The following is a 23,518-nucleotide window of genomic DNA, read 5'->3' on the forward strand; positions in this document are numbered from 1 at the left end:
AACCTTGTGGTGGTCAATTTCCTGCCGTCGGCCGGGTCGGGGACCCATTTCGGCGGCTAGTGGGGATCGTAGCCCTCACTACCGACAGTCGCGCGCACCGGCTGGCAAGATCGGGCCGTGACCGACGAACACACGCGGGCGGGAGTGGCCGCGGCGATCGCTGTCGGTGACCGGTACGGGTTGCCGACCGGTGCTCCCGAGGTCCTGCATTTCAAGTCGAACGTGCTGGTGAGACTGGGTCCGGTGGTGGCGCGCGTACCGGGCACGACGCGCTTCGCCCGTCCGTCCCCTGAGGACTGGCTCGCGCGCGACGTCGAGCTGTCGAGGTATCTCACGGAGCGTGGTGTGCTCGTCGTCTCACCCACCACGGATCCCCCGGCCGGACCACATTTCGCCGACGGCCTACCGGTCACTCTCTGGCATTACACGCCTCACGAGCCGGGGCACACGCTTTCGCCGCGAGAGGTGGCGACTTCGCTCGCCCGGATGCACGCGGCGCTCGCGGACTACCCCGGCGAACTGCCCGAACTCGGACCGGTCCGCGAACTCCGGACCCTGCTCGACCGGACCGCCTCCCTCCTGGGCGATGCGGCTCCCCGGCTGCACGAAGAACTCGAACGGGTGGCGGCGGCGCTTCCGGACGACGAGGCACGGCCGCTGCACGGTGACGCCCATCGGGGGAACGTCGTCGCGACGGCGGCCGGACCGTGCTGGCTCGACTTCGAGGACACCTGGCGCGGACCGCTCGGCTGGGACCTCGGCGTGCTCTACGCGGAGGCCGGGCTCGCGACCTTGGAGGCGTACCCGGCGGATGTCGCGCCTTCGTCGCTGGAGCCGTTCATCGCGTTGCGGCGGTTGTTCGAGGTGCCCTGGCGGTTCGTGATCGCGCAGCGGTTCCCGGAACGGCTCGGGGAAGCGGAAGCCGCTCTGGCGCGCTACCGGTGGTCGTGACTCGCGTGCTCGAACCCGGAACTCGCGTGCTTGAGCACGTGACTCGCGTGCTCAAGCACGCGAGTTCCGGGTTCGAGCTGCGGGTTCAGGGGGCTAATCGCGGGAGATCAGGAGTTGCGCCGCCACATCGACGCCGTCCGTCCGCACCTCACCGCCGACCTGTGCAGCGTGCGAAGCGACGTCGGGCCGAAGCACCTCGCCCAACGCGTGCGTCAGTGCCTCGGCGGACGGCTCCCCGGTGATCGAGGTCCCCACCCCGAGGTCGCGGACACGCTGCGCGAAGTAGGGCTGGTCGAACATCTGCGGGACGAGCACCTGCGGCACCCCGGCCCGGGTCGCCGCCGTCGTCGTCCCGGCCCCGCCGTGGTGTACGACCGCCGCGACCCGCGGGAAGAGCGCCTGCTGGTTGACGTCCCCGATGGCCAGGCAGTCGGGTTCGTCGTCGATCAGCGCCAGCTCGGTCCATCCGCGGAACACGATCGCCCGCCGTCCGTGCGCCCTCGCCGCGTCGATCATCGCCTTCGCGATCTCCTCCGGCGCGCGGATGCTCCCGAAGCCGAAGTAGACCGGCGGTTCCCCGTCGTCGAGGAACGCCTCCAGTTCCGGAGACAGCGGGTTGTGGTCCGGCAGGATCCAGGCGCCGGTCTGGTGGACGTCCAGCGCCGACGGTCCCCGCCACGGCGCCAGCACCGGATCGGCGGCCAGCCACGGCGCCTCGGTGAAGATGTGCCCGCGGACGTCGCCGACCGGCGGCAGGCCGAGCAGTTTCCGCTGCGCGTCGAGCACACCGCCCCACTGCTCGTTCCATCGTTCCGCGTCGTCGGCCCACAAGGCCGGGATGTCGGCATCGGGATTCTTCGGCGCCCACCCCGCGAAAACGGGCGGACGATGGTGCAGAGAAGGCAGCGTTATCGGGCAGTAGGCGGTGAAGAAATAGGGAATCCCTTTTCGTTCGGCCACCGAATGGGCGGCGATGTTCAAGGCCATTCCCGCGACGACGGCGTCGCAGCCATCGGCCGCCTCCGGCATCGTCTCGAACTGGTCGACGACCATGGCCTCGGCCATCTTGCGCCGCCCCTCGGGCGTGGCCATCGCCTTGGTCAGCGCGGAATCCGGCTTCGCGGTCGACCGGAGTTCCGGCCCCAGCGGGGCGAAGGAGATCCCGAGACCTTCGGCCCAGTCACGGAAATCCGGCGGCGCGCAGAGCCGGACCTCCTGGCCGAGTTCCCGCAACCGCACCGCCAGTGCCACCAGCGGCTGTACCTCACCCCTCGTCCCGATAGTGGACAGGAGTAAACGCATGGGAATCCCCCTTCGGCAAAACGTGAAGGCACGAATTGTGGACCGGGAATGGGGGCTTGCCGCAAGTCCCCCGGTCCGCTATACCTTTGAAGGGGCGAGGGAAACGTTTCTTACGCGGGGTACCAGCCCAAGATCGCTTCGACGACTCCGGCCGGATCCTCCAGCGGCGTCAGATGTCCCGCCTCCGGCAGCACGACGAGTGTCGCGTCCGGCAGCGCGTCCACCAGGGTGTTCGCCGCTTCCAGCGGGGTCAGGCCGTCCTCCTCGCCGACCACGACCAGCGCCGGCACGTCCACCGAGCGCAGTGTTTCGAGCGAATCGGGCCGGGCGGCCATCGCGCGCGCCGCCCACGCGATCCCCTCCGGGGGCTGCGTCGTGATCAGTTCGCGAAGCCGATCAGCGACTTCTGGTGCGGCCTTTTCGGCAAGCAGCCCGGGTGTGACGGCCTCGGGCATCCATCCGGCGCCTTCGGCCTCGACGCGGGCCGCGACGTCGTGCCGGGCCTGCGCGGCTTCGGGAGTGTCGGCCGTGGCCTTCGTGTCGATGAAAACGAGCCCGCCCACACGTTCCGGCGCGAGGCGCAGCACGGCCATCGTCAGATAGCCGCCCATCGAACAGCCGCCGAGGACGACCTCGTCCAGGCCGAGCCTGTCGAGCAGCGCCACGACGTCGCGGGCGGCGTCGTCCAGGTCCGGCTCACGGTCGGTTCCCGGCAGCGGACTGCGGCCGAGGCCGCGCTGGTCGGGGGTGATCAGCCGCAGGCGTTCTGAGAGAGGCGCTCGCACCCCGTCCCACATGCGGGCGTCGACGGGGAAGGCGTGCAGCAGTACCAGCGGGAGATCCTTCATGGCGATAATTCTGTCGTACCCCCGCGCTACCGTCGGATCCGTGCTGACAGAGATCAAGACGGAGAGGCTGCTGCTGCGGAGGCTGCGCGAGGCGGATCGCGCGAACATCGTCGCGCTCCAGGCCGATCCGGACACGAACAAGTTCAACCCGGTGCCGCATACCGTCGAGGGTTCGAACGAGCTTTACGACGCCTGGATGAAGCAGTGGGACGAGCACGGTTTCGGCTATCTCACGGTGTCCGCTTTGGCCGAACCCGAGGTGATCCTCGGCTTCGGCGGCGTCCGGTGTCACGAATGGAACGGCGAGCGCGTGCTGAACCTCGCGTACCGCTTCTGGCCGTTCACCTGGGGCAAGGGCTATGCGACGGAGATGGCGGCCGCCGTCGTCGAATGGGCCGAGCGGGAGATCCCCGACGTCCCGGTGATCGCCAACATCATGGTGTCCAACGAACCGTCCGTCCGGGTCGCCGAGCGGCTCGGTTTCAAGATCCACACGGAGGAGGAATTCGAAGGCGAACCTTCACTGCACCTACGGCGCTGAATCACCCAAGGCGCTGAATCACCCAAGGCGCTGAGTCACCAGCTGCTGAGTCACCAACGACCTGGCCGACGCCGGGATCGCGCGTCCCAGCACGCCTTGTGCCAATGGCGGCGGTCGGCGACCCCGCCGGTGTCGTCGGCGGGCCAGACGACCAGATGCGGGGTCCCGGGCCGGATCTCGTGGTCGCAGCCGGGGCAGCGGTAGTCCTTGGTGGCCTGTGCGCCGGGCACCGTCCGGACCAGCCATTCGCCGTCGCCTGCCGATTCGGAGCGCGCCCATCCTGTCGACGCGCCGAGGTCGGGGCGTCCACCGTGTTCGGGCCGGTTACGTCGAGGCACCCCGGAACCGTAACCGGAGGACTGGTTCAGCCGTCGAAGTAGGCGCCTGGCGTCACACCGACGGCCTTCCGGAAGGCGAAGACGAACGCGCTCGGCGAGGAGTAGCCGATCCGGCGGGAGACCGCTGTCAACGGCATGCCCTCGGCGAGCAGCGGCAGCGACGCGCGGAGCCTGGCCTGGACCCGCCACGCGCCGAACGTCGTCCGGCACTCGGTGAGGAACAGCCGGGCGAGCGTGCGTTCGCTCGCGCCCGCGTCGTGCGCGAAATCCGCGAGGCCGCGGCGGTCCGCCGGATCGGCGATCACCGCTCGTGCGACGGTCAGCGCCCTGCCGTCGGACGGCATCGGCACGGTGATCGGCACGACGTCCACGGGTTCGAGCAGGTCGAAGGCGACGGCTTCGGCCCGGCGGCGCGCGTCGTCGGCGAGGCCGGCCGCGCCGAGGTGCTCCAGCAGTTCCCGCAGCAGCGGCCGGACGGCGACGAGCGTCGGCGCGGTCCAGCGGACCGGGCACCGGTCCTGAGCGGCATAGATCCCCCGCAGCACGGTCTGCGCGGTGGCGCCGGTCCGGTGGACGACACCGGCGGGGATCCACAGTGCCCGCGTCGGCGGCAGCACCCAGTGCCGCTCGCCGACGTTCACGCTCAGGATCCCCCGCGCCGCCCAGGCGAGCTGGTGGCCGTCGTGTTCGTGCCACGGGAGCCAGGTGCCCGCGGGCAGATCCATCTCACCGAGCACCATCGCCGTCGACATCGGGGGAAGGAGTCCGATTTTCGACATCACTTGGCAGCCTATCGCCTACCGGTCACCGTTAGCTTCGGATTCATGCCGATGAACCTGGTCCACCGCAAACTCTGCAGTTCCGCGTTGTGGGCGAAAGCCGTCGCCGCCGAGATGCCGGGCAACGTCGCCGGCTTCGACCTCGGCGACTCCGTGCTGGAGATCGGACCCGGCTTCGGCGCGACCACCCGGGCACTCGTCGGATTCGTCCCCCGGCTCACCGCCGTCGAAATCGACGAGGCGTCGGCAGAGCTCCTGAAACGGGAGTTCGACGGCCGGGTGCGGATCGTCCAGGGCGACGGCGCGGCGATGCCCTTCGAGGACGGCGAGTTCTCGGCGGTCGTCTGTTTCACGATGCTGCACCACGTGCCGACGGCGGCGCTGCAGGACTCGATCTTCGCCGAGGCGTTCCGGGTGCTCCGCCCCGGCGGCGTCCTGCGCGCGATCGACAGCTTGGAGAGCTTCCCGTTCCGGCTGCTCCACATCGGCGACACGATGAACACGCTCGACCCGGTTTCGGTCTGGCCCCGGCTCACCGGCGCCGGGTTCACCGACATCGAGGTCGATCACGTCCCGAAGCGCAGCATCAGGTTCTCGGCCCTGAAGCCGGCCTGACGCGTTTCGTCCTCTGAATGCGGTAGTTGCCCGCGCAAGGATCGCGTTCAGAGGACGAAACGCGGGGTCAGCCGCGCGCGAGGACCAGGGGGACGAGTTGTTCGGCCGGGGTCAGCGAGCCGTGCTGACCCACCAGGGAGGACTCGACGGCCTCGGCCAGTTCCCGCACGAGCCCGAACCGCCCCTTCGACGCCACGACCACGTCGCCGATACGCGGCCGGATCCGGTCGGCGACAGGCCCGAACCAGCCCGCCTCGATGGCCTCGTCGCGCGAGAGGGTCCACGCCCGGTCGCCGATCACCTCGCGCCAGGCCGCCAGGACGTCGGCCTCCGCGCCCGGTTCGCTGTAGACGTGCCGTGCCCGGACCTCGCCCCCGATGGCCCGGACGCCGCCGAGCAGCGCGGGGGTCTCGTCGATGTCGAGCGCGCCCTCGACGGTCACCATGCCGTGGTCGGCCACGACCGCGAGCAGCGCACCGGGCGGCAGGCCGTCCACCAGGGACTCGACCAGCCTGTCGACGTGCCGCAGCTGCATCCGCCACGGCGTCGAACCCGGCCCGTAGATATGGCCCAGCATGTCGAGTTCGCTGTGGTAGCCCCAGCAGAACGCCGGCCGCGCTTCGAGGCAGTGCAGGATGCAGGCGGCCAGGTCGCCGAGCGCGTGGACGCCCACATAGCGAGCGCCGGACTGCGTCGCGCGGGTCAGCGCGGTGTCGGCGAACTTCGCCGAAGACACCACGCTCGTCTTGATCCCGGCGGCCGCCGCGCGTTCGAACGTCGTCGGCAGGGGTTGCACCTCGCGCGGCGGCAGCGCGCCGCGGAGATCGCCGCCGTCCACATGGCTGGTCCAGCGCAACGCGTTCAGGACGCCGGCGCCCGGGACCTCGAAGCTGTAGCCGACCAGGCCGTGCTCGCCCGAGGCCAGCCCCGTGCCGATGGCGCCGAGACCGGCGGACGTCGTCGCCGGGAAACCGACCCGCAGCGGCGACTTCGCCAGTTGCGTGAGCACGGGCGCGTCGGCGGCGTGTTCGGCCAGCAGTTCCCAGCCGAGACCGTCGATGAGCAGGACGCAGGCGCTGGACGCTTCGGCGAGGCTCAGCGAGTTGGCGAACCCCGCGGCGCCGAGGGCGGAGAGCACGGACGGGACGACTTGGCCGAGGTGCGGCACATGCGCCGCGACAGGCAGTTCCACCCGGCCAGCTTGCCATCCCGAAGCCTGGAGGGAGATGGGATAATGCCGGACATGCCGACTTACGCCTACCGCTGCCGCGAATGCGCCGGGACCTTCGAACTGCTGCGGCCGATGAGCGAGTCCGGCGCGCCCGCGCCGTGCCCGGACGGCCACCAGGACACCGTCAAGCTGCTGACCACCGTCGCGCTGACCGGGTCCGCGTCCGGTCCGGCGCCTGTTCCCGCAGGTGGAGGCGGCGGTTGCTGCGGAGGCGGCTGCTGCAGCTGACCACTCGATCGAGTGGCCTAGCGTGTGATCGCCCGAACGGCGGGTACCCCCTTCCCACCAGCCTGGAAGCTCCAGTGGTGGGAAGGGAGAACGTCCAGTGGCCACATCAGCACTGGCGGCCGTCGATTTCGGTCAAGGCGTGTCGAGCGCCTGGAGTTCGGTCGCCACCTTCGTCCCGAAACTGCTCGCGTTCCTGGTCATCCTGTTCATCGGCTGGCTGGTCGCCAAGGCGATCGCCAAGGCCGTGAGCATGGTGCTCGAGAAGGTCGGGTTCAACCGGCTCCTCGAACGCGGGGGCTTCAAACAGATGCTCGCGCGCAATCAGGTCGACGCGTCGGGCATCATCGGCAAGATCATCTACTACGCGATCCTGCTGATCGCCCTGCAGATCGCGTTCGGCGTGTTCGGCCCGAACCCGGTGAGCTCGCTGCTCAACGACATCGTCGCCTGGCTGCCGCGCGCCATCGTCGCGATCGTCATCGTGGTGATCGCCGGCGCGATCGCCAAGGCGGTCAAGGACCTGGTGGGCAACGCCCTCGGCGGCGTTTCCTACGGCAAGACTCTCGCCACCATCGCGTCGGTGTTCATCTGGGGCCTCGGCGCGATCGCCGCGCTGAACCAGATCGGCGTGGCCACCGCGGTCACGCTGCCGGTGCTGATCACCGTGCTCGCCACGGTCGGCGGGATCGCCGTCGTCGGTGTCGGCGGTGGCCTGATCAAGCCGATGCAGCAGCGCTGGGAGACCTGGCTCGGCCGGGCCGAGGCGGAGATCCCGGCCGCGAAGGCGCAGGCCGAGGCCTACCAGCGCGGCCGTGAGGACGCGAGCCGCTCCGGTGACGTGCCGACAGAACGGACGACCGCGCACCAGTCGGTGCCCGCCGGACATCACGCGGCCGACCCGGACATGACCCGGCAGCAGTTCCCGCCCAACCAGGGTCAGGTGCCCCCGCACCAGGATCCCGGCCAGCGGCCCCCCGGTGGGTCAATGCCCCCTCCGCCGGAGTACCGCTGACCTTCCACGGGAACGGGTAGGACGTCCGGCCGCCCTACCCGTTCCCGGTCGGCCGGGTCCGCTGGTCGTCCATCGCGGCGGCCAGCGAACACACGCCGACCAGGCGAGCGGTCAGCCAGTCACTGGTGCCCCAGGCGGACAGGTCGGCCGGAGCACGGAACGTCCAGCCCTTGGTCTTCGCCTCGTCGAGCAGCCCACGCGTGTAGCCGGCGAGGAGCACGACCCCGGCGACCGCCGCCGAACCTTCGACTCCGGCCGCGAGGATGTCGCGCACCGCCGCCGAGTGCTGATCGAAGACGGCCGAAAGCCCGGGAAGAGCCGCCGCCGCGGCCAGCCCGGCCACGCCGATCTGCTGGTGCAGCCGGGAGAGCGTGCTACGAGCCGAAGATTCCACCCAGGACGAGACCAGATCTTTCACCCGACCAGGGTTAACCAGACCGGGCGATTTGTCGACATCCCGGTGACCATGATCGCAGTGCTCTCAGCAGGCCTTGAGTGCCTGATCCAGGTCGTGCCACAGATCCTCGACGTCCTCCAAGCCCACCGACACGCGGATGAGCCGGTCGGTGACGCCCGCGCCGCGCCGGTCGTCCTCGGCGACGATCCGGTGGCTGATCGACGCGGGATGCTGGATGAGCGAGTCCACGCTGCCGAGGCTGACGGCCGGGGTGATCAGCCGGACCGCGCCGATGAGCGCGTGCGGATCGCCGTCGACCTCGAACGCGATCAGCGGGCCGCCGACGCTCGGGTAGTGGACGGTGCTCACGTTCGCGTGACCGCGCAGCCGCTCGACGAGTTCGGCGGCCGTCGCGGAAGCGGCGTTGACGCGCAGCGGCAGTGTCGAAAGGCCGCGAAGCAGCATGTACCCGGCCAGCGGGTGCAGCACGCCGCCGGTGGCGAAGCGGATCTGCCGCAGCATCCCGGCGTCTTCGGCGCCGCACGCGACCACGCCACCCATGACGTCGCCGTGACCGCCGAGGAACTTCGTCGCGCTGTGCAGGACGAACCGGGCTCCGTGGCGGCCGGGCCGCTGGAGCACCGGAGTCGCGAAGGTGTTGTCGACCAGCACCGGGACCTCGCCCGCGGCGCGCACGATCTCGGCGATGTCGACCTCGCGCAGGGTCGGGTTCGCGGGTGTTTCGAGCAGCACCAGCCCGGTGTCGGGACGCAGCGCCGCGGCGACGCCTTCCGGATCGGCCCAGGTCACTTCGGTGCCGAGCAGGCCGGACGTGAGCATGTGGTCGGTGCAGCCGTAGACCGGCCGGACGGCGACGACATGCCGTTTGCCCTGCGCGACGGCGGCGAGCAGCGAGGCCGACACCGCGGCCATACCGGTCGCGAACGCGACGGCGTCTTCGAACCCTTCGAGTTCGGCCAGCGCCTTCTCGAACCGCTCGACCGTCGGGTTGCTCAGCCGCCCGTAGACCGGGAGCCCGGACAGCGAGCCCGTACTGGCGAACTCGTCGATGCGGCCCGCCTCCTCGACGCTGTCCCGCGACGGGTAGGTCGTGGACAGGTCGAGCGGAGCGGCGTGGACGCCGAGGTCCGTGAGATCGTCACGGCCGGCGTGGACGGCTCGGGTGCGCAGCGTTGCGGTCATACTCCAGATGGTGCGATTTTCTCCGGATACAACGCAATATCCTCGGATATCATTCGCCGATGTCGGATTCTGTCGAACTGAGCACGGTAGACCTCCGGATTCTGCGGCTCCTGCAGAACGACGCACGGATCTCGAACAAGGATCTGGCGGCCGAGATCGGCGTCGCGCCCTCGACCTGCCTCGACCGCGTCAACCGGCTGCGCGAGCTCGGGGTGATCACCGGCCAGCGGGCCGAGGTGGACGCCGCCAAGCTCGGCCGACCGCTCGAGGCGCTCCTGTTCGTCCAGGTCCGCCCGCACCGGCGGGACCTGGTCGACTCGTTCGTCGAGCATCTGCTGGCGCTGCCCGAGGTCCGCGCCGTCTACCACCTGACCGGTCCGGACGACTTCCTCGCGCACGTCGCCACCGCTTCGGCGACCGAGCTGCAACGGCTGGTGCTCGACGAACTGACCGCCCGCGACGAGGTCGCCCGGGTGCACACGAACCTGGTCTTCCAGCACTGGAGCGGGGGACCTTTGCTCCCGCCTGCCTGAGCCGGGTCAGTCGATGCGGACCTTGACCGGATGCGTGATGTCGGTGGGGCAGGTGAAGATGTTCAGCACCTCCTGGCGGGAGAACGACCAGCCGGCCGGTTCGTCCTCGGCGACCTCGCACCCACAGCCGACCTCGTGCTCCTCCGTGGACAGCGCGATCGTCTGCCGCAGTTCGGCGCCGCACTCCCGGCAGCCCAGATCGGCACGATCGGAGGTGTACCAGGCCGTCCAGCCGCCGATCTTCGAGTACTGGTCCAGCTCGGGCCAGCCCTCCGGGTCGGCGCCCGCGCCCTCGGGGATGCCGAGGGCGGCGCGGGTCTCCGGCGGGAAGTCGCAGAGCCGGGGCAGTTCGTCGATCGAGCACGGTTCGAAAACGCAGGGTTGCGGCAGGTAGGCGGCCTTGGCATCCGCAGGAGGAGGCGGTGGCTCCGCGATGTCCCCCACCTCGCCGGAATCGCGCCAGACCAGCCGGACCGCGGGCCCCTGGTGGTAGGGGCTGTTGTGCTCCAGCGGGCAGAACAGGATCTGCAGGACGTCGGTGCTCTCCGGGAAGGGCAGCTCCGGGAAGTCGTCGCGGAAGAACTGCGCCGCGCTGACCATCGCCGGAACCGGCTCGTCGAGCGGATGCCCGCCCAGCCACGCGTCGTCGGACGCGTCCGGGTCGGGGGGCCAGGTCACCGGGCATTCCGGCCATGGCTCGTCCGACGGCCAGAGCAACGGGCCGCCGAAGTGGCTTTCGTCGGGACGGGGCTCGCCCGCCGCTGGGTGCAGCCGGATGGCCGTCCGGACCAGGTCGTTCAAGCCGGGGATGGGCACCCCGTCGTATGTCAACTGACGCACCCAGGGGAGCTTAGAGGTCCGGCAGCGGATCTTCAGGTTTTGCCACATCTCGCAGGATCTCCGCGTCGGCGGCGTGGACCACCGAGACGTACTCGTCGTCGATCTCGTAGACGATGCCGTTGAACTTGAACCACGGGGTGGTGGCCGTTTCGACCGGCCCGATCCGATGGTTCCGCAGCGTCGTCGCGATGACGCGTTTCGGCGACTTCCTGCTCAACCGGCCCGTCGACAGGATCGTGATCGTCTTGCGGGTCACCGCGATGAACACGCTGGGATTGGCGCTGCCGAAGATGTCGGCCGGGAACACGTAATGGATCTCGTCGTCCGGATCGAGAAACTCCCTGATCCGCTTCCTGACCCCTGAGGAAACCGGCATGTCACCCACGGTACCGGTACAGCCCCTTTGGGTGCCTGAGGTACGTGAAGGACCCCTTCATTGCGCCTAGCGCAATGAAGGGGTCCTTCACGTACCGGACCTGACCCGACGCCACTCACGAGCCACCAGGTCTAACGGGCCGAGTAGTCCTTGAAGCCCTTCCCCGTCTTCCGGCCGAGCCGCCCGGCGGTCACCAGGTGCTCCAGCAGCGGCGCGGGCGCGAAGCCCTCCTCGCGGAATTCGTTGAACAGGGTCCGCTGGATCGCCAGCGAAACGTCGAGCCCGACGACGTCGAGCAGTTCGAACGGGCCCATCGGCAGGCCGCAGCCCACCTTCATCGCGGTGTCGATGTCGTCGGCCTCCGCGTAGTGCGCTTCGAGCATCTTCACCGCGTCGTTCAGGTAGGGGAACAGCAGCGCGTTGACGATGAACCCGGCCCGGTCGCCGCAGTGCACGGGGTGCTTTCCGACGGCCGCGCAGACGGCGTCGACGGTCGCGATCACGTCGGGCGCGGTGGCGATGGTCGAGACGACCTCGACGAGTTTCATCACCGGCGCCGGGTTGAAGAAGTGCACGCCGACCACGTCCGACGGCCGCGAGGTGGCCGCGGCGCATTCGATGACCGGCAGGGAGGACGTGGTCGTCGCCAGGACCGCGCCCGGTTTCACGACGTCGTCGAGCGCGGCGAAGACGGCCTGCTTGACGGCCAGGTCCTCGGCCACCGCCTCGACGACGAGGTCGACGTCGGCCAGTTCGTCGAACTCCACCGCGGGCGAGATCCGGCCGAGCGCGGCGGCGGCGTCCTCCTCGGACAGTTTGCCCTTGACGACGGCCTTGTCCAGCGACTTCTTCACCCGCGCGACCGACGCAGCGGCCTTCTCCGCGCTCCGCGCCCGCAGGATGACCTCGTAACCGCGTTTCGCGAACACCTCGACGATGCCCGTCGCCATGGTCCCGGTCCCGACGACGCCGACCTTGCGCACTTCCCTCGGCACCACGGTGTCCACTGTGGACTTCGTGACCGCGTCGGTCACCGTCGGCGAATCGGGTTCGTCGTAGGTGTAGAAACCCTGGCCCGTCTTCCGGCCGAGCAGTCCGGCGGTGATCATCTGCTTCAGCAGCGGCGCCGGCGCGTGCAGCCGGTTGCGCGACTGGTGGTACATCGTGTCGAGGATCTCGTACGCGGTGTCCAGCCCGATGAGGTCGAGCAAAGCCAAGGGTCCCATGGGATAGCCGCAGCCGAACCGCATCGCCGCGTCGAGATCCTCACGGGTGGCGTAGCGCTGCTCGAACATCCGCACGGCGTGGTTGAGATACCCGAAGAGCAGGGCGTTCGCGATGAACCCGGCGCGGTCGCCGATCACCACCGGCGTCTTGCCGAGACGTTCGGCGAACGCGACGACGTCGGTGATCACGTCGGGTTCGGTGACGACGGTGCGGACGATCTCGACCAGTTTGAGGATCGGCGCCGGGTTGAAGAAGTGCATCCCGACGACCTTGCCCGGCCGCGCGGTGCGCACGCCGATCTCGGTGATCGACAGCGAAGAGGTGTTCGAGACGAAGATCGTGTCCGGGCCGGTGATCTTGTCCAGCTCGGCGAAAACGTCGGTTTTCGCTTCGAGGTTCTCCGGGATGGCCTCGATCACCAGGTCCACATCGGACAGTTCGGTCAGCGACGTGGTGTACCGGATCCGGCCCAGCAACGTGTCCCGGCCGTCGGCGTCGAGTTTGCCGCCGGACACCGCTCGTTCGGTCGAATGTTCCAGATGGCCACGGCCCCGGTGCACGCCGTCGTCGTCGATCTCGACCGCGACGACGGACACACCACTCCTCGCGAGCACCTCGGCGATCCCGGCGCCCATGGTGCCGAGACCGATGACTCCCACACTCGAGATTTCCCGCGCCACAACCGGCCTCCGGAGGTTACTCGTCGGTAGTTTCTCCGATCGTGCCATGCCTGGGCGCGGAAAGCAGCCGCTGTCACCCTCCGAATCGAGTAAGTGTCACTCGCCGAAGTTCTGGTCGACGAGGTCTTTGACCTTGGTGAGCGCTTCTTCGGCCTGCGTACCCCTGGCACGGACCTCGATCCGGTCGCCCTGACGTGCGCCGAGCGCCATCAGCGCGAGCACGCTGTTGGCGTCCGCGGTCTCCTCGCCCAGCCGCACGGTGACCTCCGCGTCCAGGCCCGCGATGCTCCGGACCAGGACGGCGGCGGGCCGCGCGTGCAGTCCGACGTCGTTCCGCAGCGTGAGCTCGACACTGCTTTCGCCCTCCTGCGCGCCGCTGTCGAGCGTCAGGTCGGGCGGGGCACCGGCCGAGGCCGCGGCATCGGCGACGGCCTGGCGATCCGCCCCGCCCTGCGCCGCGACGGCGGCGGCGATCGCGCCCTCGACGAGCGGCGCGTCCACGACGACCGCGGCCGACGGGTCGGCGAGCGATTCGACGGCGAGGTCCGCTGTCATCTGCGCGCTGCCCAGGTCGTACAGCAGGACGACGCCCGCCCCCGAATCGGCGCGTTGCGTCGCGGCGACGACCTCGTCGTAATCCGTTCCGATCCCGCCTTCGGACAGGCCGCCCGCCGGCACGATGGTGACGTCCGGCGCCATCTGCGCGGCGAGTTCCGCGAGCCCTTCGGCGATTTTGGCGCTGTGGGAGACGAGCACGATTCCGACGCTCACTTGGCGGCCTCCGCGAACGCGCGCAGCAGCAGCGCCGTCGAGCGGGCGCCGGGGTCCATATGCCCCTTCGCGCGCTCGCCGAGGTACGAAGCCCGACCCTTGCGCGGCACGAGGTCCACAGTGGACTCGGCACCCTTGTCCGCGGCGTCGGCGGCCGCTGCCAGGATCACCGCGAGGTCCTCACCGGAGGCCTCCTCGGCGGCGGAGACGGCCGGGATCAGCGCATCGACCATGGTCGCGTCTCCCCCGACGGCCTTGCCCCTCGCCTGCACTCCTTCGAGCGCCGCGCGCAGGGCCTCGACGAGCAGCGGACCGTCCACTTCGGCCGCGGTGCCCAGCTTGACCGAGGCGCGCAGGAAGGCCGTGCCGTACAACGGGCCCGCCGCACCGCCGACCTTCGAGATCAACGTCGTGGCGGCCAGTTTCACGACCGCGGCCGGGGTTTCGGGGGTCGCGGTGTCCAGAGCGGACACGATGGCGGTGAACCCCCGGTCCAGGTTCTCGCCGTGGTCGGCGTCGCCGATCGCGCGGTCGAGGTCGACCAGTTCGGCGCGATGCTCGGCGATCACCACAGCGGCCGCCCGCAAGGCGGCGGCGAGCGTCTCGGCGGTGCAGGCCATCAGATTCCCCACCTCAGGGCCGGGGTGTTCACCGGCGCGTCCCACAACTCGGTCAGCTCGTCGTCCAGTTTCAGCAACGTCAGGCTCATCCCCTGCATCTCGAGGCTGGTGATGTACGGCCCCACCAGGCGCCGTTCGACCACGATCCCACGCTCGGCCAGCAGCCGCTCGGCGATCCCGTGGGCCAGGTACAGCTCGACCAGCGGGGTGCCGCCCATCGAGTTCGTGAACAGCAGGACCTTGTCGCCCTCGCCGAAGGGCAGGTCCGTGACGATCGCTTCGACCATGCGGGCGACGAGTTCGTCGGCCGTCACCACCGCTGTCCGCTCGATGCCGGGCTCGCCGTGGATGCCGATGCCGAACTCGATCTCGTCGTCGGCGAGGTCGAAACTCGGCTCGCCCGCGTGCGGCACTGTCGGCGCGGTGAGCGCGACACCGATCGAGCGGACCTGGCCGATCACCTTGCGCGCCAAGGCCTCCACCGCGTCGAGCGCGTCGCCTCGTTCGGCGGCGGCACCGGTGATCTTCTCCAGCAGCACCGTGCCGCCGACCCCACGGCGGCCGGCGGTGTAGGTGGAGTCCTTGACCGCGACGTCGTCGTCGATGACCACGCTGCGGACGTCGAGCCCCTCGGCGGCGGCGAGTTCCGCGGCGGTCTCGAAGTTGAGCACGTCACCGGTGTAGTTCTTCACGATCAGCAGCGCGCCCGCGTCGCCGGTGGTGGCCTTGACGGCGGCCTCGACGGCGTCCGGCGTCGGCGAGGTGAACACCGGACCCGGGACGGCGGCCGCGAGCATGCCCTGCCCGACGAAGCCCCCGTGCAGCGGTTCGTGCCCGGAGCCGCCGCCGGAGATCACCGCGACCTTGCCCGGCACGGGCGCGTCCACGCGCACCACGATCGCCGGGTCGTCCTCCACCCGCAGGACGTCCGCGTGTGCCGCGGCGAGGCCGCGCAGGGATTCCGCGACCACCGTTTTCGGGTCGTTGATGATCTTCTTCAAGGTGGCCTCCGGCCGTCGGCGGGTGGGGTGTCCCCTTCCTACCTCTCCCGGCCGGATGCCGCCAGCGTCAGGGCTTCGGCAGCTTGGAGATCACCGATTTGGCGATCTTGGTGGCCTTGCCACAGGACGCCGCTTCGTCCTTCTTCTCGTCGTAGTTCTTGTAGATCACACTGACGATCTCGACGCCCTCGTCGGCCCACGGCTTGTGCTGCCACTCGATCTTGCACTCGGCGTCGCTGGTGGTGCCGACCTTCTGGTACGCGGCCATCCCGTCGATGTCGATCTTCTTGGTCCCGTCGCGTTCCTCCGGCGGCAGGCCGTGGCGGAAGCCGATGGAGATCCGCGGGTTGGAGCCCGGGGTCCAGTCGCAGGAGTGGAAGCTGCTCAGCGCGGTCGCGCCGTGCGGCACGACCTCGGCGAGGACGGCGGGGTCCGCGACGGCGCACGGGTCGACGGTGGTCAGCGAGCCCGCGCCGGCGGGGAACTTCGCCGGCGACGCGTGCAGGCTCTTCACGGCCTTGGCCGCCACCGCCCGCCCGGTCGCGCAGGGGTCACCACCGTCGTAGGTGACCATGAAACTGATCCCGCGCTCGGGTTTGCGCAGCGTCATGATGCCGATGTCGCAGCTGTTGCCGTCCTTGTTCTTCCGCTCGATCTGCGGCAGTCCTTCGACCGCCGAGACGACCGCGTTACTGGCCGAGGAGAAGGTCGACGAGCCGATGTCGATACTGACCGAGAGCTTCTTGCCACCGGCGTCGGTGGCCTTCCCGGTGCAGGTGCCGAAGGAGGTGAGCGACGGCCGCGGGTCGTCCGGGGTACCGAGGTCGCTCAGCGCTTCCTTGCCCACCAGCGGGCACGGGTCGATCGTGCGCATCACCGCGGGGGTGACCGCCGGGTCGTTGATGTCCCCGCTCGGCACCTCACCACCGGAACCGGCTTCGGCGGCGGCGGTGGTGCGGGCGAAGTTGGACTTGCCGAGGTTCTGACCGCAGGCCGACACCACGCCGAGCGCGGCGACCAGGGCCAGCACGGACGCGATCCGGCGACGTCGAGCGTTGAGCAGCACGAAGTGCACGGTAGCCGGACCGCCCCGGCGCTGTCCGGACAACCCGGCTATTCGCCGCCCTCGCCGGTCTCGGACGTGGGCGGCACCACGATGGGCCGCAGCTTCGCCCACAGGACGAACAGCAGCCCGAACACCAGCATGCCGATGCCCGCCCACAGGTTGATCCTGACCCCGGCGGCCTTGTCCAGGTCCGCTTGGGTGGTGAAGCCGATGCCCAAGATCGTGAGCACCAGTCCGTAGCCGCCGACGAGCAGGGCGATGATCAGCCGGATGTCGAAGACGCCGGCCTTCTTGGGAGCTTGGGAAGCAGCCATCTCCGGCCTCCTAGAAGATGATGTTGAGCGCGATGGTCAGGATCAGCACGATGCCCGCGAGCAGGCCCGGCTTGCGGTACCAGCCCGCGTCGTCGCCGGTCTCGTCGTGCTTCAGCGACTCCTTCGGGGTGAGGGAGTAGACGAGGCCGACCAGCTGCGACTCCGGCTTCGGCGTGGTGGCCAGCGAAACCCCGACACTGACCATGATGTCGACGGCGAACGCCGTACCGGCGGCCACGAAGCTGATGCCCTGCCCGGTGAGCCCGAGGACCCCGGCCTGCGACAGCAGCCACACGGTGATCGCGGACGCGGTACCGGCGACAAGGCCGACCCAGCCCGCCGTCGGCGTCATCCGCTTCCAGAACATGCCGAGGATGAAGGTGGCGAACAGCGGCGCGTTGAAGAAGGAGAACAGGTCCTGCAGGTAGGTCAGGATGTTCCCGGAGTTCGACGCGATGAACGCGGTACCGACCGCCAGCACCGTGCCGACAGCGGTGACCAGGCGGCCGAGGCGGAGGTAGTAGCCGTCCGACTCGTTCTTCTTCACGTACGACTGCCAGATGTCGTAGGTGAAGACGGTGTTGAACGAACTCAGGTTCGCCGCCATCCCGGCCATGAACGACGCGAGGAGGCCGGCGATCGCGACGCCGAGCATGCCGTTGGGCAGCAGGTCGCGCATCAACAGCAGGATCGCGTTGTTCGCGGTGACCCCGCTGGGCGCTTCGCCGCCGTCGAGCAGGATCTGCTTGTCCTGGACGTACTCGGAAACGGTGACCGCGGCGATCATGCCGGGGATGATCACGATGAACGGGATCAGCATCTTCGGGAAGGCACCGATGATCGGCGTCCTCCGCGCGGCCGACATGCTCTTCGACGCCATCGCGCGCTGGACCTCGACGAAGTTCGTCGTCCAGTAACCGAACGAGAGCACGAAACCGAGACCGAAGACGAGGCCGAGGATGGAGAGGAAGCTGTTGCCGAATCCGGTGAGGTTGTCACCCGGCCAAGAGGACAGCTGCGCCTCGCCGCCGGGGTCCGCGCTGAGCTTGTCGACCAGGCCCTGCCAGCCGCCGACCTTGACCAGGCCGACGATGGTCAGCGGCAGCAGCGCCGCGACGATCACGAAGAACTGAAGGACCTCGTTGTAGATCGCGGCGGACAGGCCGCCGAGCGCGGTGTAAGAGAGCACGACCACGGCCGCGACGAGGATCGACACCCACAGCGGCCAGCCGAGCAGGAGGTTCACCACGCTGGCGAGCAGGAACAGGTTCGCGCCGGCGATGAGGATCTGCGCGCTCGCGAAGCTGATGCCGTTGACCAGGTGGGCGGGTTTGCCGAACCGGCGGAGCATGAACTCCGGGACGCTGCGGACCTTCGAGCCGTAATAGAACGGCATCATCACGATGCCGAGGAACAGCATCGCCGGGATCGCGCCGATCCAGAAGTAATGGACGGTCGGCAGGCCGTAGAGCACGCCGTTGGCCGACATGCCCATGATTTCGACCGCGCCGAGGTTCGCCGAGATGAAGGCGAGGCCGGTGACCCAGGCGGGCAGCGAGCGCCCGGAGAGGAAGAAGTCGAGGCTGCTCGAGACCGACTTTCGCGCCATGTACCCGATGCCGAGCACCAGTGCGAAATAGAAGGCGAGCAGGACGTAGTCGATAGGACTTGCGTCGAGCCGCAGATTCGCATCGGCCAGCACGTGCAACCGACCCACCTCCATAGTGAAAATGTTCACGAGAAACGCCGGTATCGCGTCAATCGCGGACCATACTGCATGGATTCAGGAACGGCAGCGCGGGTGGGCGACGACCGCCCTAGAGTGTCTGTTTCGGGGCGGTTCTTGACAATTCCTGTCCTGTCGCCGCCGGATCGCCTGGCCTTGATCAGGGCAGCCGCACCGCTTCGATCTCGGCGCGGTGCCCATGCCGCGGCCACCGCGCGACGGCCGAAGGTGTCGGCGCGTCGCGCGGTGGGGAATAGAGAGTCAGCAACTGCTGGCGGTGTCACCGGCGTCCGCCGTGCAGGTGTCGCTGCCCAGTCCACCGCCGGCGGTGTCGCCGCCGGTGCCGTCCTGGACGTTGATGCTGTCGTTGCCGTTCCCGCCGGACATGGTGTCGGTGCCGTCCTGGTCGACGAGGGTGTCGTTGCCGTTCTGGCCGTTCATCGTGTCGTTGCCCGGACCGCCGTAGAGGGTGTCGGCACCGTTGTCGAGAATCGACAACAGATCCTCGCCGTAGCTGGTGTCGTTACCCGGGTCGCCGTAAACGGTGTCGCTGCCATTGCCGCCGTTGAGCGGACCGTCGTCGCCGGAACCGGCATAGATGATGTCGTTGCCGTTTCCGCCGCTGATGGAGTCGTTGCCACCCAGGCCACAGATCACGTCGTTACCATTGGTGCCGACGAGGGTGTCGTTGCCCGCGGTGCCGGTGATGGTGCATCCCAGGGAATTGATCGTCAGCGTGCCCGGGATATCGACCAGCGCGTTGCTGTCGTCGGGGTCGTTGGAGAGCCCACCGGTGTAGGGGATCGTGCCGGACGCGCTGTCGGTGACGGTGAACCGGTAGACCACGGTCGATTCAGCGTTGGCGGCGTTCGGCCAGCTCACGTCGTTCCCCCCGGGGTAGCCGCAGGAGGTGGCGTTCCCGCTGAAACTGCACGAGTCGTACATCCAGTTCCCGCCGTTGGCCAGGACGAAATCGTTGGCGCTGCCGGTGGATGCGTAGTGGTAGTTGTAGTGCATGGTGACGGTGAAAGCCTGACCAGGGTCGAGCGTGTCGTCGCTGAAAGTGGCCGATGCGCCCGGGGTCGAGTGGACGATCGGGTCGGCCTGTGCCGAGGTGGCGGGCACGAGCACGAACCCGCCGATGGCCAATGCGGCGGCCAGCAACGCCTGGGCGTTCTCCGTCTGTTGGACCGGGAACCTTTCCCGGTGGCGCGTAGGTAAAATTTCGCTTCGCGCGATCTGCTTCCGATGGTGTACATGGATCCTCATTTCTTCGGGACGGGCACCATGCTTACCCGAAAAATGCACCCCTGAAGGGCCGAAATACCCGACGAAATAGCGTCCAAATACTCTATACGGAATTTCGCGAATTATCTCCAACCGGAAACGCCGAACGGCACAATATCACCGTATCACTTTTCCTCCTGACTCAGGACCGCGGCAGAACTGCCGTGTTCGTTTTCGGCTGGTCGCGGTCGTCACGGCTTGGGCGGCGTACCGGGCGACCAAGGGGACCGTGCGGCACCGGCTGTCCCACGACCGTGCCGCTGGTGCGCACCCGGATCGCCGTCGACCGTCAGGGCAGCGGAAAAGGGCCGCTCCGCATCCGGAACGGCCCTTTCCCGTGACCGGTGGGGGTTTACCGGTCCGTGGGCAGGCCTACTTCGCCGTCCTCCTTGATCAACCGGGCGAGGACGTCGTCCGGCAGGTACGTGCGGTGCGGGTAGCTCGGACCCCACGAGTTGAGGAACGGCACGGCGCCGAGTTCGTCGGCACGCGGGTTGCCGAGGACCTCGTGCACCTCGTCGACGGTCTTCGCCCAGCGATAGGCCTGGATACCGTTCTTGACGTCGGGCGTGTAGGCGGCCCGCTTGACGTAGTCGTCACTGGCGTAGGCCTCGGCCCACGTGACGTGTCCCAGTCCGAGCAGCACCTCGGCCGCCGCGCGGACGGACGTGCCGTTGTTGTCGCCGGGATTGGTCTCTTCCCATTCGTCGCGCAGCTTCGCCTGGTCCCACAGCCACCGCGCGGCGTAGAGGTCGCCGTTGAACAGCGTCATGCAGCGCGACCAGCCGAAGCCGACGCAAGCGCCTTCCCTGCCCTGGTCGTAGAAGGCGTACTGGGTGTCGCCGTCGGCCGATTCGCCGGGTTCGAGGCAGACGCAGTGCCCGCCGCGGATCTTGGTGAGCGACTTCGCGCCGCCCTTCGCGACGAAGAACTCGCCGGACTTCTCGTCCTTCTCCGGTACGTCGAATTCCTTGTACCAGTTGACGCCGATGACGACCGGCGACCGGGTTGGCCGGTCCTCGGCGGCCAGCGCGGTCAGCGGATAGCTGTCGACGTGGCGCCAGTCATCCGGGACGAACCGGCCGAGGCGGCCGTCCGCCGGGTCACTGCCGATCGGGCGATAACGCATGGGATCCTCCTATCCCTCATCCCGCCGGAATACCGCCGGCGAGTCACTGCGGCACAATCTTTTCCAGAAACCTCCGCACGGCCTCCCGCCCGTTTTCGAAGAGGCGCTTCTTCTCCTCGTCGCCGAGCCCGAAGTCGACGGCGGAAACACCGGTCGTGTCGACGCACACCGTCCGCCGGTTCACACCTTCCTCGTGCAACCGGTAACGATTCCAGTCCGAAAGCAGGGTTTCGAGCGAACCGATGGCGATCCGCAACGCGCTCTTCACCGGTTTGTCCCTGCCGCCCACGGGTTCACCGGAAAGCTTCACGCCCCAAGTCGGCCATCGCGGCTCCTTCGCGTCTGTCCGGTCGAAGACGGTGATCGGGAAGTTCGACAGCAGACCGCCGTCGACCCAGGTGACCGTGCCCTCGGGACGGACGTCGAACTGCACCGGCCGGAAATAGAACGGGATCGACATCGACGCGCGGACGGCGTCGACGACGTTCTCCTCACCGGGATCACGACCGTACTGGGAATAGTCCCAAGGCAACCGGACGAGCACGCGGCGGGTCAGGTCGCTGACGTGGACGACGAGTGAATACCGTTGATACGGAAGCAAAGTACCGCCGGGGTCCTCGATGGCGAGATCGGCGAAAGTGTGCACGTCCACCTCGTCCAGCAACGGGGTGAGCCATTCGGCGAGATAGTCGCCGGTGTGCATCCCGTCGTGCAGGACCAGGCCGACGCCGTCACCGATCGGGCCGGTGATCTTGCCGAGCAAGGACCGACCCTCGAAGCGGCGGCAGTCCATGTCGTTCATCACCGCTTCCAGCGCGCCGAGATCCTTCCCGGCCTTCTGATAAGCGGCGACCAGCGTCGCGACTATCGCCCCCGCGCTCGTCCCCGCGATCCGGGGGAACGAATAGCCGGCTTCGTGCAACTCCAGTACCGCGCCCAGCAACGCGATGCCTTTGACGCCGCCGCCTTCCAGCACCAGATCGACGCACTTCGGAGAATCAGCCATGGCACATCACCCCTGCACCCACGACCGCCGCAGATCGGCGGTACCCCTCGGGGAAATCGAGTGTGGCACAACGCGAGACCGGGTAATCCGGCGTTCACCCGAATGGCACAGAAACAGCTGGTTCTTTTGCAGGACGAGTCGAGTTCGTTAATTTCTCGCCGCCCTTTTGGGCATTCTGTGGTGCGGGAAAGAATGCAGATACAAAACCGAGGACTCGATTGGATCTCGGCTGTTCAGCGGGGAAGTCGCAGAGCGGCTCAGAACAGGCGGAACTCGTCCGACTCGATGCCGCGCAGCGCGTCGTAGTCCAGTGTGAGGCACCGGATCCCCCGGTCCTCGGCCAGCACCCGAGCCTGCGGCTTGATGAGCTGCGCCGCGAAGACGCCCTGCACCGGCGCCAGCAGCGGGTCGCGGTTGAGCAGTTCGAGGTACCGAGTCAGCTGCTCGACGCCGTCGATCTCGCCGCGCCGCTTGATCTCGACGGCGACACTGGCGCCGTCGGCGTCGCGGGCCATGATGTCGACCGGCCCGATCGCGGTCGGGAACTCCCGCCGCACCAGGGTGTAGCCGTCACCGAGGGTCTTGATGTGCTCGGCGAGCAGTTCCTGCAGGTGCGCCTCGACGCCGTCCTTCTGCAGTCCCGGTTCCGCGCCGAGTTCCTGGGAGTGGTCGTGGAAGATCTCGTCGATCTTGATGACGAGCTTCTCCCCCTGCTTGTTCTCGACGATCCACAGCTTGCCGTCCTCGATCAGCCAGCACGGCGGGCTCATCCAGTTCAGCGGCTTGTAGGCACGGTCGTCCGAGTGCACGGACACCGAGCCGTCGGCCTTGACGAGCAACAGCCGGGTGGCCATCGGCAGATGGGCGGTCAGACGGCCGGCGTAGTCGACCTGGCAGCGAGCGATCACTAGGCGCACCACGCGAGGGTAGGACAAGCATGGCGATACTGTGCGCATGGACCCCGTTCAGCGTGTCAGCTCGCGTGAGGTGTACCGGAACAACTGGATGGCCGTGCGCGAGGACTCCGTCCGGCGGCTCGACGGTTCCGAAGGGATCTACGCGGTCGTCGACAAACCCACTTGCGCGGTGATCATCCCCTTCGACGGCGCCAGGTTTCACCTGGTCGAGCAGTTCCGCTATCCGCTCGGGCTGCGGCGCTGGGAGTTCCCCATGGGCACCGCCCCCGATCGGGCCGACGTCCCGCCGCCCGAACTCGCCGCCCGCGAACTGCGCGAGGAGACCGGGCTGCTCGCGGGTTCGATGGCCGACCTCGGCGTGACCGACGTCGCCGCCGGTATGTCGAGCCAGCGCGGTCGCGTGTTCCTGGCCACCGCTCTCACGCAGGGTGAGACCCAGCGCGAGGTCGAGGAGCAGGACATGCGGACGGCGTGGTTCGAGCGCGAAGAGTTCGAAAAGATGATCGCTTCGGGTGACATCACCGACGCGCAGACGCTGGCCGCCTACACGCTGCTGCTCATGCGCGAACGCGTGTCATGA

At 68.6% G+C, this 23,518-nt stretch carries 27 protein-coding genes; 7 read left to right on the forward strand and 20 right to left on the reverse strand.

Annotated features, from left to right (window positions below; translation table 11 throughout):
- Window positions 1-117: 117 nt before the first annotated feature.
- Complete coding sequence (locus ACZ6YV_RS07020) at window positions 118-951, forward strand: phosphotransferase (protein ID WP_465508754.1); 834 nt, start codon at window positions 118-120, stop codon at window positions 949-951.
- A gap of 93 nt (window positions 952-1,044) precedes the next feature.
- On the opposite strand, the gene ACZ6YV_RS07025 is transcribed toward ACZ6YV_RS07020, so the two are convergent.
- Both ACZ6YV_RS07025 and ACZ6YV_RS07030 read right to left on the reverse strand, forming a co-directional pair.
- Complete coding sequence (locus ACZ6YV_RS07025) at window positions 1,045-2,253, reverse strand: glycosyltransferase (protein ID WP_465508755.1); 1,209 nt, start codon at window positions 2,251-2,253, stop codon at window positions 1,045-1,047.
- Window positions 2,254-2,363: 110 nt separating this feature from the next.
- Window positions 2,364-3,101 (reverse strand): alpha/beta fold hydrolase, encoded by a 738-nt coding sequence (locus ACZ6YV_RS07030; RefSeq protein WP_465508756.1) that lies wholly within the window; start codon window positions 3,099-3,101, stop codon window positions 2,364-2,366.
- 40 nt (window positions 3,102-3,141) lie between these two features.
- Between ACZ6YV_RS07030 and ACZ6YV_RS07035 the strand changes: the two genes are divergently transcribed.
- On the forward strand, window positions 3,142-3,642 hold the full coding sequence (locus ACZ6YV_RS07035) for a GNAT family N-acetyltransferase (protein WP_465508757.1): 501 nt from the start codon (window positions 3,142-3,144) through the stop codon (window positions 3,640-3,642).
- Between the two features lie 50 nt (window positions 3,643-3,692).
- Here the strand turns inward: ACZ6YV_RS07035 and ACZ6YV_RS07040 are convergent, their stop codons facing one another.
- Together ACZ6YV_RS07040 and ACZ6YV_RS07045 are read right to left on the reverse strand one after the other, a co-directional pair.
- The gene (locus ACZ6YV_RS07040) at window positions 3,693-3,980 is read right to left on the reverse strand and encodes a hypothetical protein (protein WP_465508758.1); all 288 of its coding nucleotides are present in this window, start codon (window positions 3,978-3,980) and stop codon (window positions 3,693-3,695) included.
- Window positions 3,981-4,006: 26 nt separating this feature from the next.
- The gene (locus ACZ6YV_RS07045; RefSeq protein ID WP_465508759.1) at window positions 4,007-4,759 is read right to left on the reverse strand and encodes an AraC family transcriptional regulator; all 753 of its coding nucleotides are present in this window, start codon (window positions 4,757-4,759) and stop codon (window positions 4,007-4,009) included.
- Between the two features lie 51 nt (window positions 4,760-4,810).
- Here ACZ6YV_RS07045 and ACZ6YV_RS07050 point away from each other — a divergent pair, with 51 nt between their 5' ends.
- Window positions 4,811-5,374 carry a class I SAM-dependent methyltransferase gene (locus ACZ6YV_RS07050; RefSeq protein WP_465509279.1) on the forward strand — a complete coding sequence of 188 codons (564 nt, stop codon included), beginning with the start codon at window positions 4,811-4,813 and terminating at the stop codon, window positions 5,372-5,374.
- Between the two features lie 67 nt (window positions 5,375-5,441).
- Here ACZ6YV_RS07050 and ACZ6YV_RS07055 read toward each other — a convergent pair whose 3' ends face one another.
- On the reverse strand, window positions 5,442-6,566 hold the full coding sequence (locus ACZ6YV_RS07055; RefSeq protein ID WP_465508760.1) for an alkaline phosphatase family protein: 1,125 nt from the start codon (window positions 6,564-6,566) through the stop codon (window positions 5,442-5,444).
- 51 nt (window positions 6,567-6,617) lie between these two features.
- Here ACZ6YV_RS07055 and ACZ6YV_RS07060 point away from each other — a divergent pair, with 51 nt between their 5' ends.
- Both ACZ6YV_RS07060 and ACZ6YV_RS07065 read left to right on the forward strand, forming a co-directional pair.
- Window positions 6,618-6,833 carry an FmdB family zinc ribbon protein gene (locus ACZ6YV_RS07060; protein WP_378243480.1) on the forward strand — a complete coding sequence of 72 codons (216 nt, stop codon included), beginning with the start codon at window positions 6,618-6,620 and terminating at the stop codon, window positions 6,831-6,833.
- A 97-nt stretch (window positions 6,834-6,930) separates the two neighbouring features.
- Entirely contained in the window at window positions 6,931-7,845 is a 915-nt protein-coding gene (locus ACZ6YV_RS07065; RefSeq protein WP_465508761.1) for a mechanosensitive ion channel family protein, read from the forward strand.
- A 34-nt stretch (window positions 7,846-7,879) separates the two neighbouring features.
- On the opposite strand, the gene ACZ6YV_RS07070 is transcribed toward ACZ6YV_RS07065, so the two are convergent.
- A complete protein-coding gene (locus ACZ6YV_RS07070; protein ID WP_465508762.1) occupies window positions 7,880-8,263 on the reverse strand; it encodes a DUF6401 family natural product biosynthesis protein in 384 nt (127 codons plus the stop codon).
- A 63-nt stretch (window positions 8,264-8,326) separates the two neighbouring features.
- Window positions 8,327-9,445 carry a trans-sulfuration enzyme family protein gene (locus ACZ6YV_RS07075; protein WP_465508763.1) on the reverse strand — a complete coding sequence of 373 codons (1,119 nt, stop codon included), beginning with the start codon at window positions 9,443-9,445 and terminating at the stop codon, window positions 8,327-8,329.
- Window positions 9,446-9,504: 59 nt separating this feature from the next.
- Here ACZ6YV_RS07075 and ACZ6YV_RS07080 point away from each other — a divergent pair, with 59 nt between their 5' ends.
- Window positions 9,505-9,978: an Lrp/AsnC family transcriptional regulator gene (locus ACZ6YV_RS07080; RefSeq protein WP_465508764.1), complete on the forward strand. Its 474-nt coding sequence runs from the start codon at window positions 9,505-9,507 to the stop codon at window positions 9,976-9,978.
- 6 nt (window positions 9,979-9,984) lie between these two features.
- On the opposite strand, the gene ACZ6YV_RS07085 is transcribed toward ACZ6YV_RS07080, so the two are convergent.
- From ACZ6YV_RS07085 to nucS, 13 genes are all read right to left on the reverse strand, one after another.
- Entirely contained in the window at window positions 9,985-10,818 is an 834-nt protein-coding gene (locus tag ACZ6YV_RS07085; RefSeq protein ID WP_465508765.1) for a hypothetical protein, read from the reverse strand.
- Window positions 10,819-10,828: 10 nt separating this feature from the next.
- Window positions 10,829-11,194: a hypothetical protein gene (locus tag ACZ6YV_RS07090; RefSeq protein ID WP_465508766.1), complete on the reverse strand. Its 366-nt coding sequence runs from the start codon at window positions 11,192-11,194 to the stop codon at window positions 10,829-10,831.
- Window positions 11,195-11,325: 131 nt separating this feature from the next.
- A complete protein-coding gene (locus tag ACZ6YV_RS07095; protein ID WP_465508767.1) occupies window positions 11,326-13,101 on the reverse strand; it encodes a 3-hydroxyacyl-CoA dehydrogenase family protein in 1,776 nt (591 codons plus the stop codon).
- 96 nt (window positions 13,102-13,197) lie between these two features.
- A complete protein-coding gene (gene dhaM, locus ACZ6YV_RS07100; RefSeq protein ID WP_465508768.1) occupies window positions 13,198-13,872 on the reverse strand; it encodes a dihydroxyacetone kinase phosphoryl donor subunit DhaM in 675 nt (224 codons plus the stop codon).
- Window positions 13,869-14,492, reverse strand: a complete 624-nt coding sequence (dhaL, locus tag ACZ6YV_RS07105) for a dihydroxyacetone kinase subunit DhaL (protein ID WP_465508769.1) — start codon at window positions 14,490-14,492, stop codon at window positions 13,869-13,871. The genes dhaM and dhaL overlap by 4 nt, the downstream gene beginning before the upstream one ends.
- Window positions 14,492-15,493, reverse strand: a complete 1,002-nt coding sequence (dhaK, locus tag ACZ6YV_RS07110; protein WP_465508770.1) for a dihydroxyacetone kinase subunit DhaK — start codon at window positions 15,491-15,493, stop codon at window positions 14,492-14,494. Before dhaK ends, dhaL begins: the two co-directional genes overlap by 1 nt.
- Before the next feature lie 67 nt (window positions 15,494-15,560).
- Window positions 15,561-16,559 (reverse strand): DUF3558 domain-containing protein, encoded by a 999-nt coding sequence (locus tag ACZ6YV_RS07115; RefSeq protein ID WP_465508771.1) that lies wholly within the window; start codon window positions 16,557-16,559, stop codon window positions 15,561-15,563.
- A 47-nt stretch (window positions 16,560-16,606) separates the two neighbouring features.
- Window positions 16,607-16,873 (reverse strand): hypothetical protein, encoded by a 267-nt coding sequence (locus ACZ6YV_RS07120; protein WP_465508772.1) that lies wholly within the window; start codon window positions 16,871-16,873, stop codon window positions 16,607-16,609.
- 10 nt (window positions 16,874-16,883) lie between these two features.
- Window positions 16,884-18,581, reverse strand: coding sequence for a sodium:solute symporter family protein (locus ACZ6YV_RS07125; protein ID WP_465509280.1), 1,698 nt, complete (start codon window positions 18,579-18,581; stop codon window positions 16,884-16,886).
- A 279-nt stretch (window positions 18,582-18,860) separates the two neighbouring features.
- Window positions 18,861-19,868, reverse strand: a complete 1,008-nt coding sequence (locus ACZ6YV_RS07130; RefSeq protein ID WP_465508773.1) for a calcium-binding protein — start codon at window positions 19,866-19,868, stop codon at window positions 18,861-18,863.
- Window positions 19,869-20,238: 370 nt separating this feature from the next.
- On the reverse strand, window positions 20,239-21,015 hold the full coding sequence (locus ACZ6YV_RS07135) for a hypothetical protein (RefSeq protein WP_465508774.1): 777 nt from the start codon (window positions 21,013-21,015) through the stop codon (window positions 20,239-20,241).
- Between the two features lie 43 nt (window positions 21,016-21,058).
- Entirely contained in the window at window positions 21,059-22,021 is a 963-nt protein-coding gene (locus ACZ6YV_RS07140; RefSeq protein WP_465508775.1) for a patatin-like phospholipase family protein, read from the reverse strand.
- Window positions 22,022-22,278: 257 nt separating this feature from the next.
- The gene (gene nucS, locus ACZ6YV_RS07145; protein WP_465508776.1) at window positions 22,279-22,938 is read right to left on the reverse strand and encodes an endonuclease NucS; all 660 of its coding nucleotides are present in this window, start codon (window positions 22,936-22,938) and stop codon (window positions 22,279-22,281) included.
- Window positions 22,939-22,975: 37 nt separating this feature from the next.
- Between nucS and ACZ6YV_RS07150 the strand changes: the two genes are divergently transcribed.
- Window positions 22,976-23,518 (forward strand): NUDIX domain-containing protein, encoded by a 543-nt coding sequence (locus ACZ6YV_RS07150; RefSeq protein WP_465508777.1) that lies wholly within the window; start codon window positions 22,976-22,978, stop codon window positions 23,516-23,518.

The sequence above is a fragment of the Amycolatopsis sp. NPDC102522 genome (assembly GCF_055584485.1).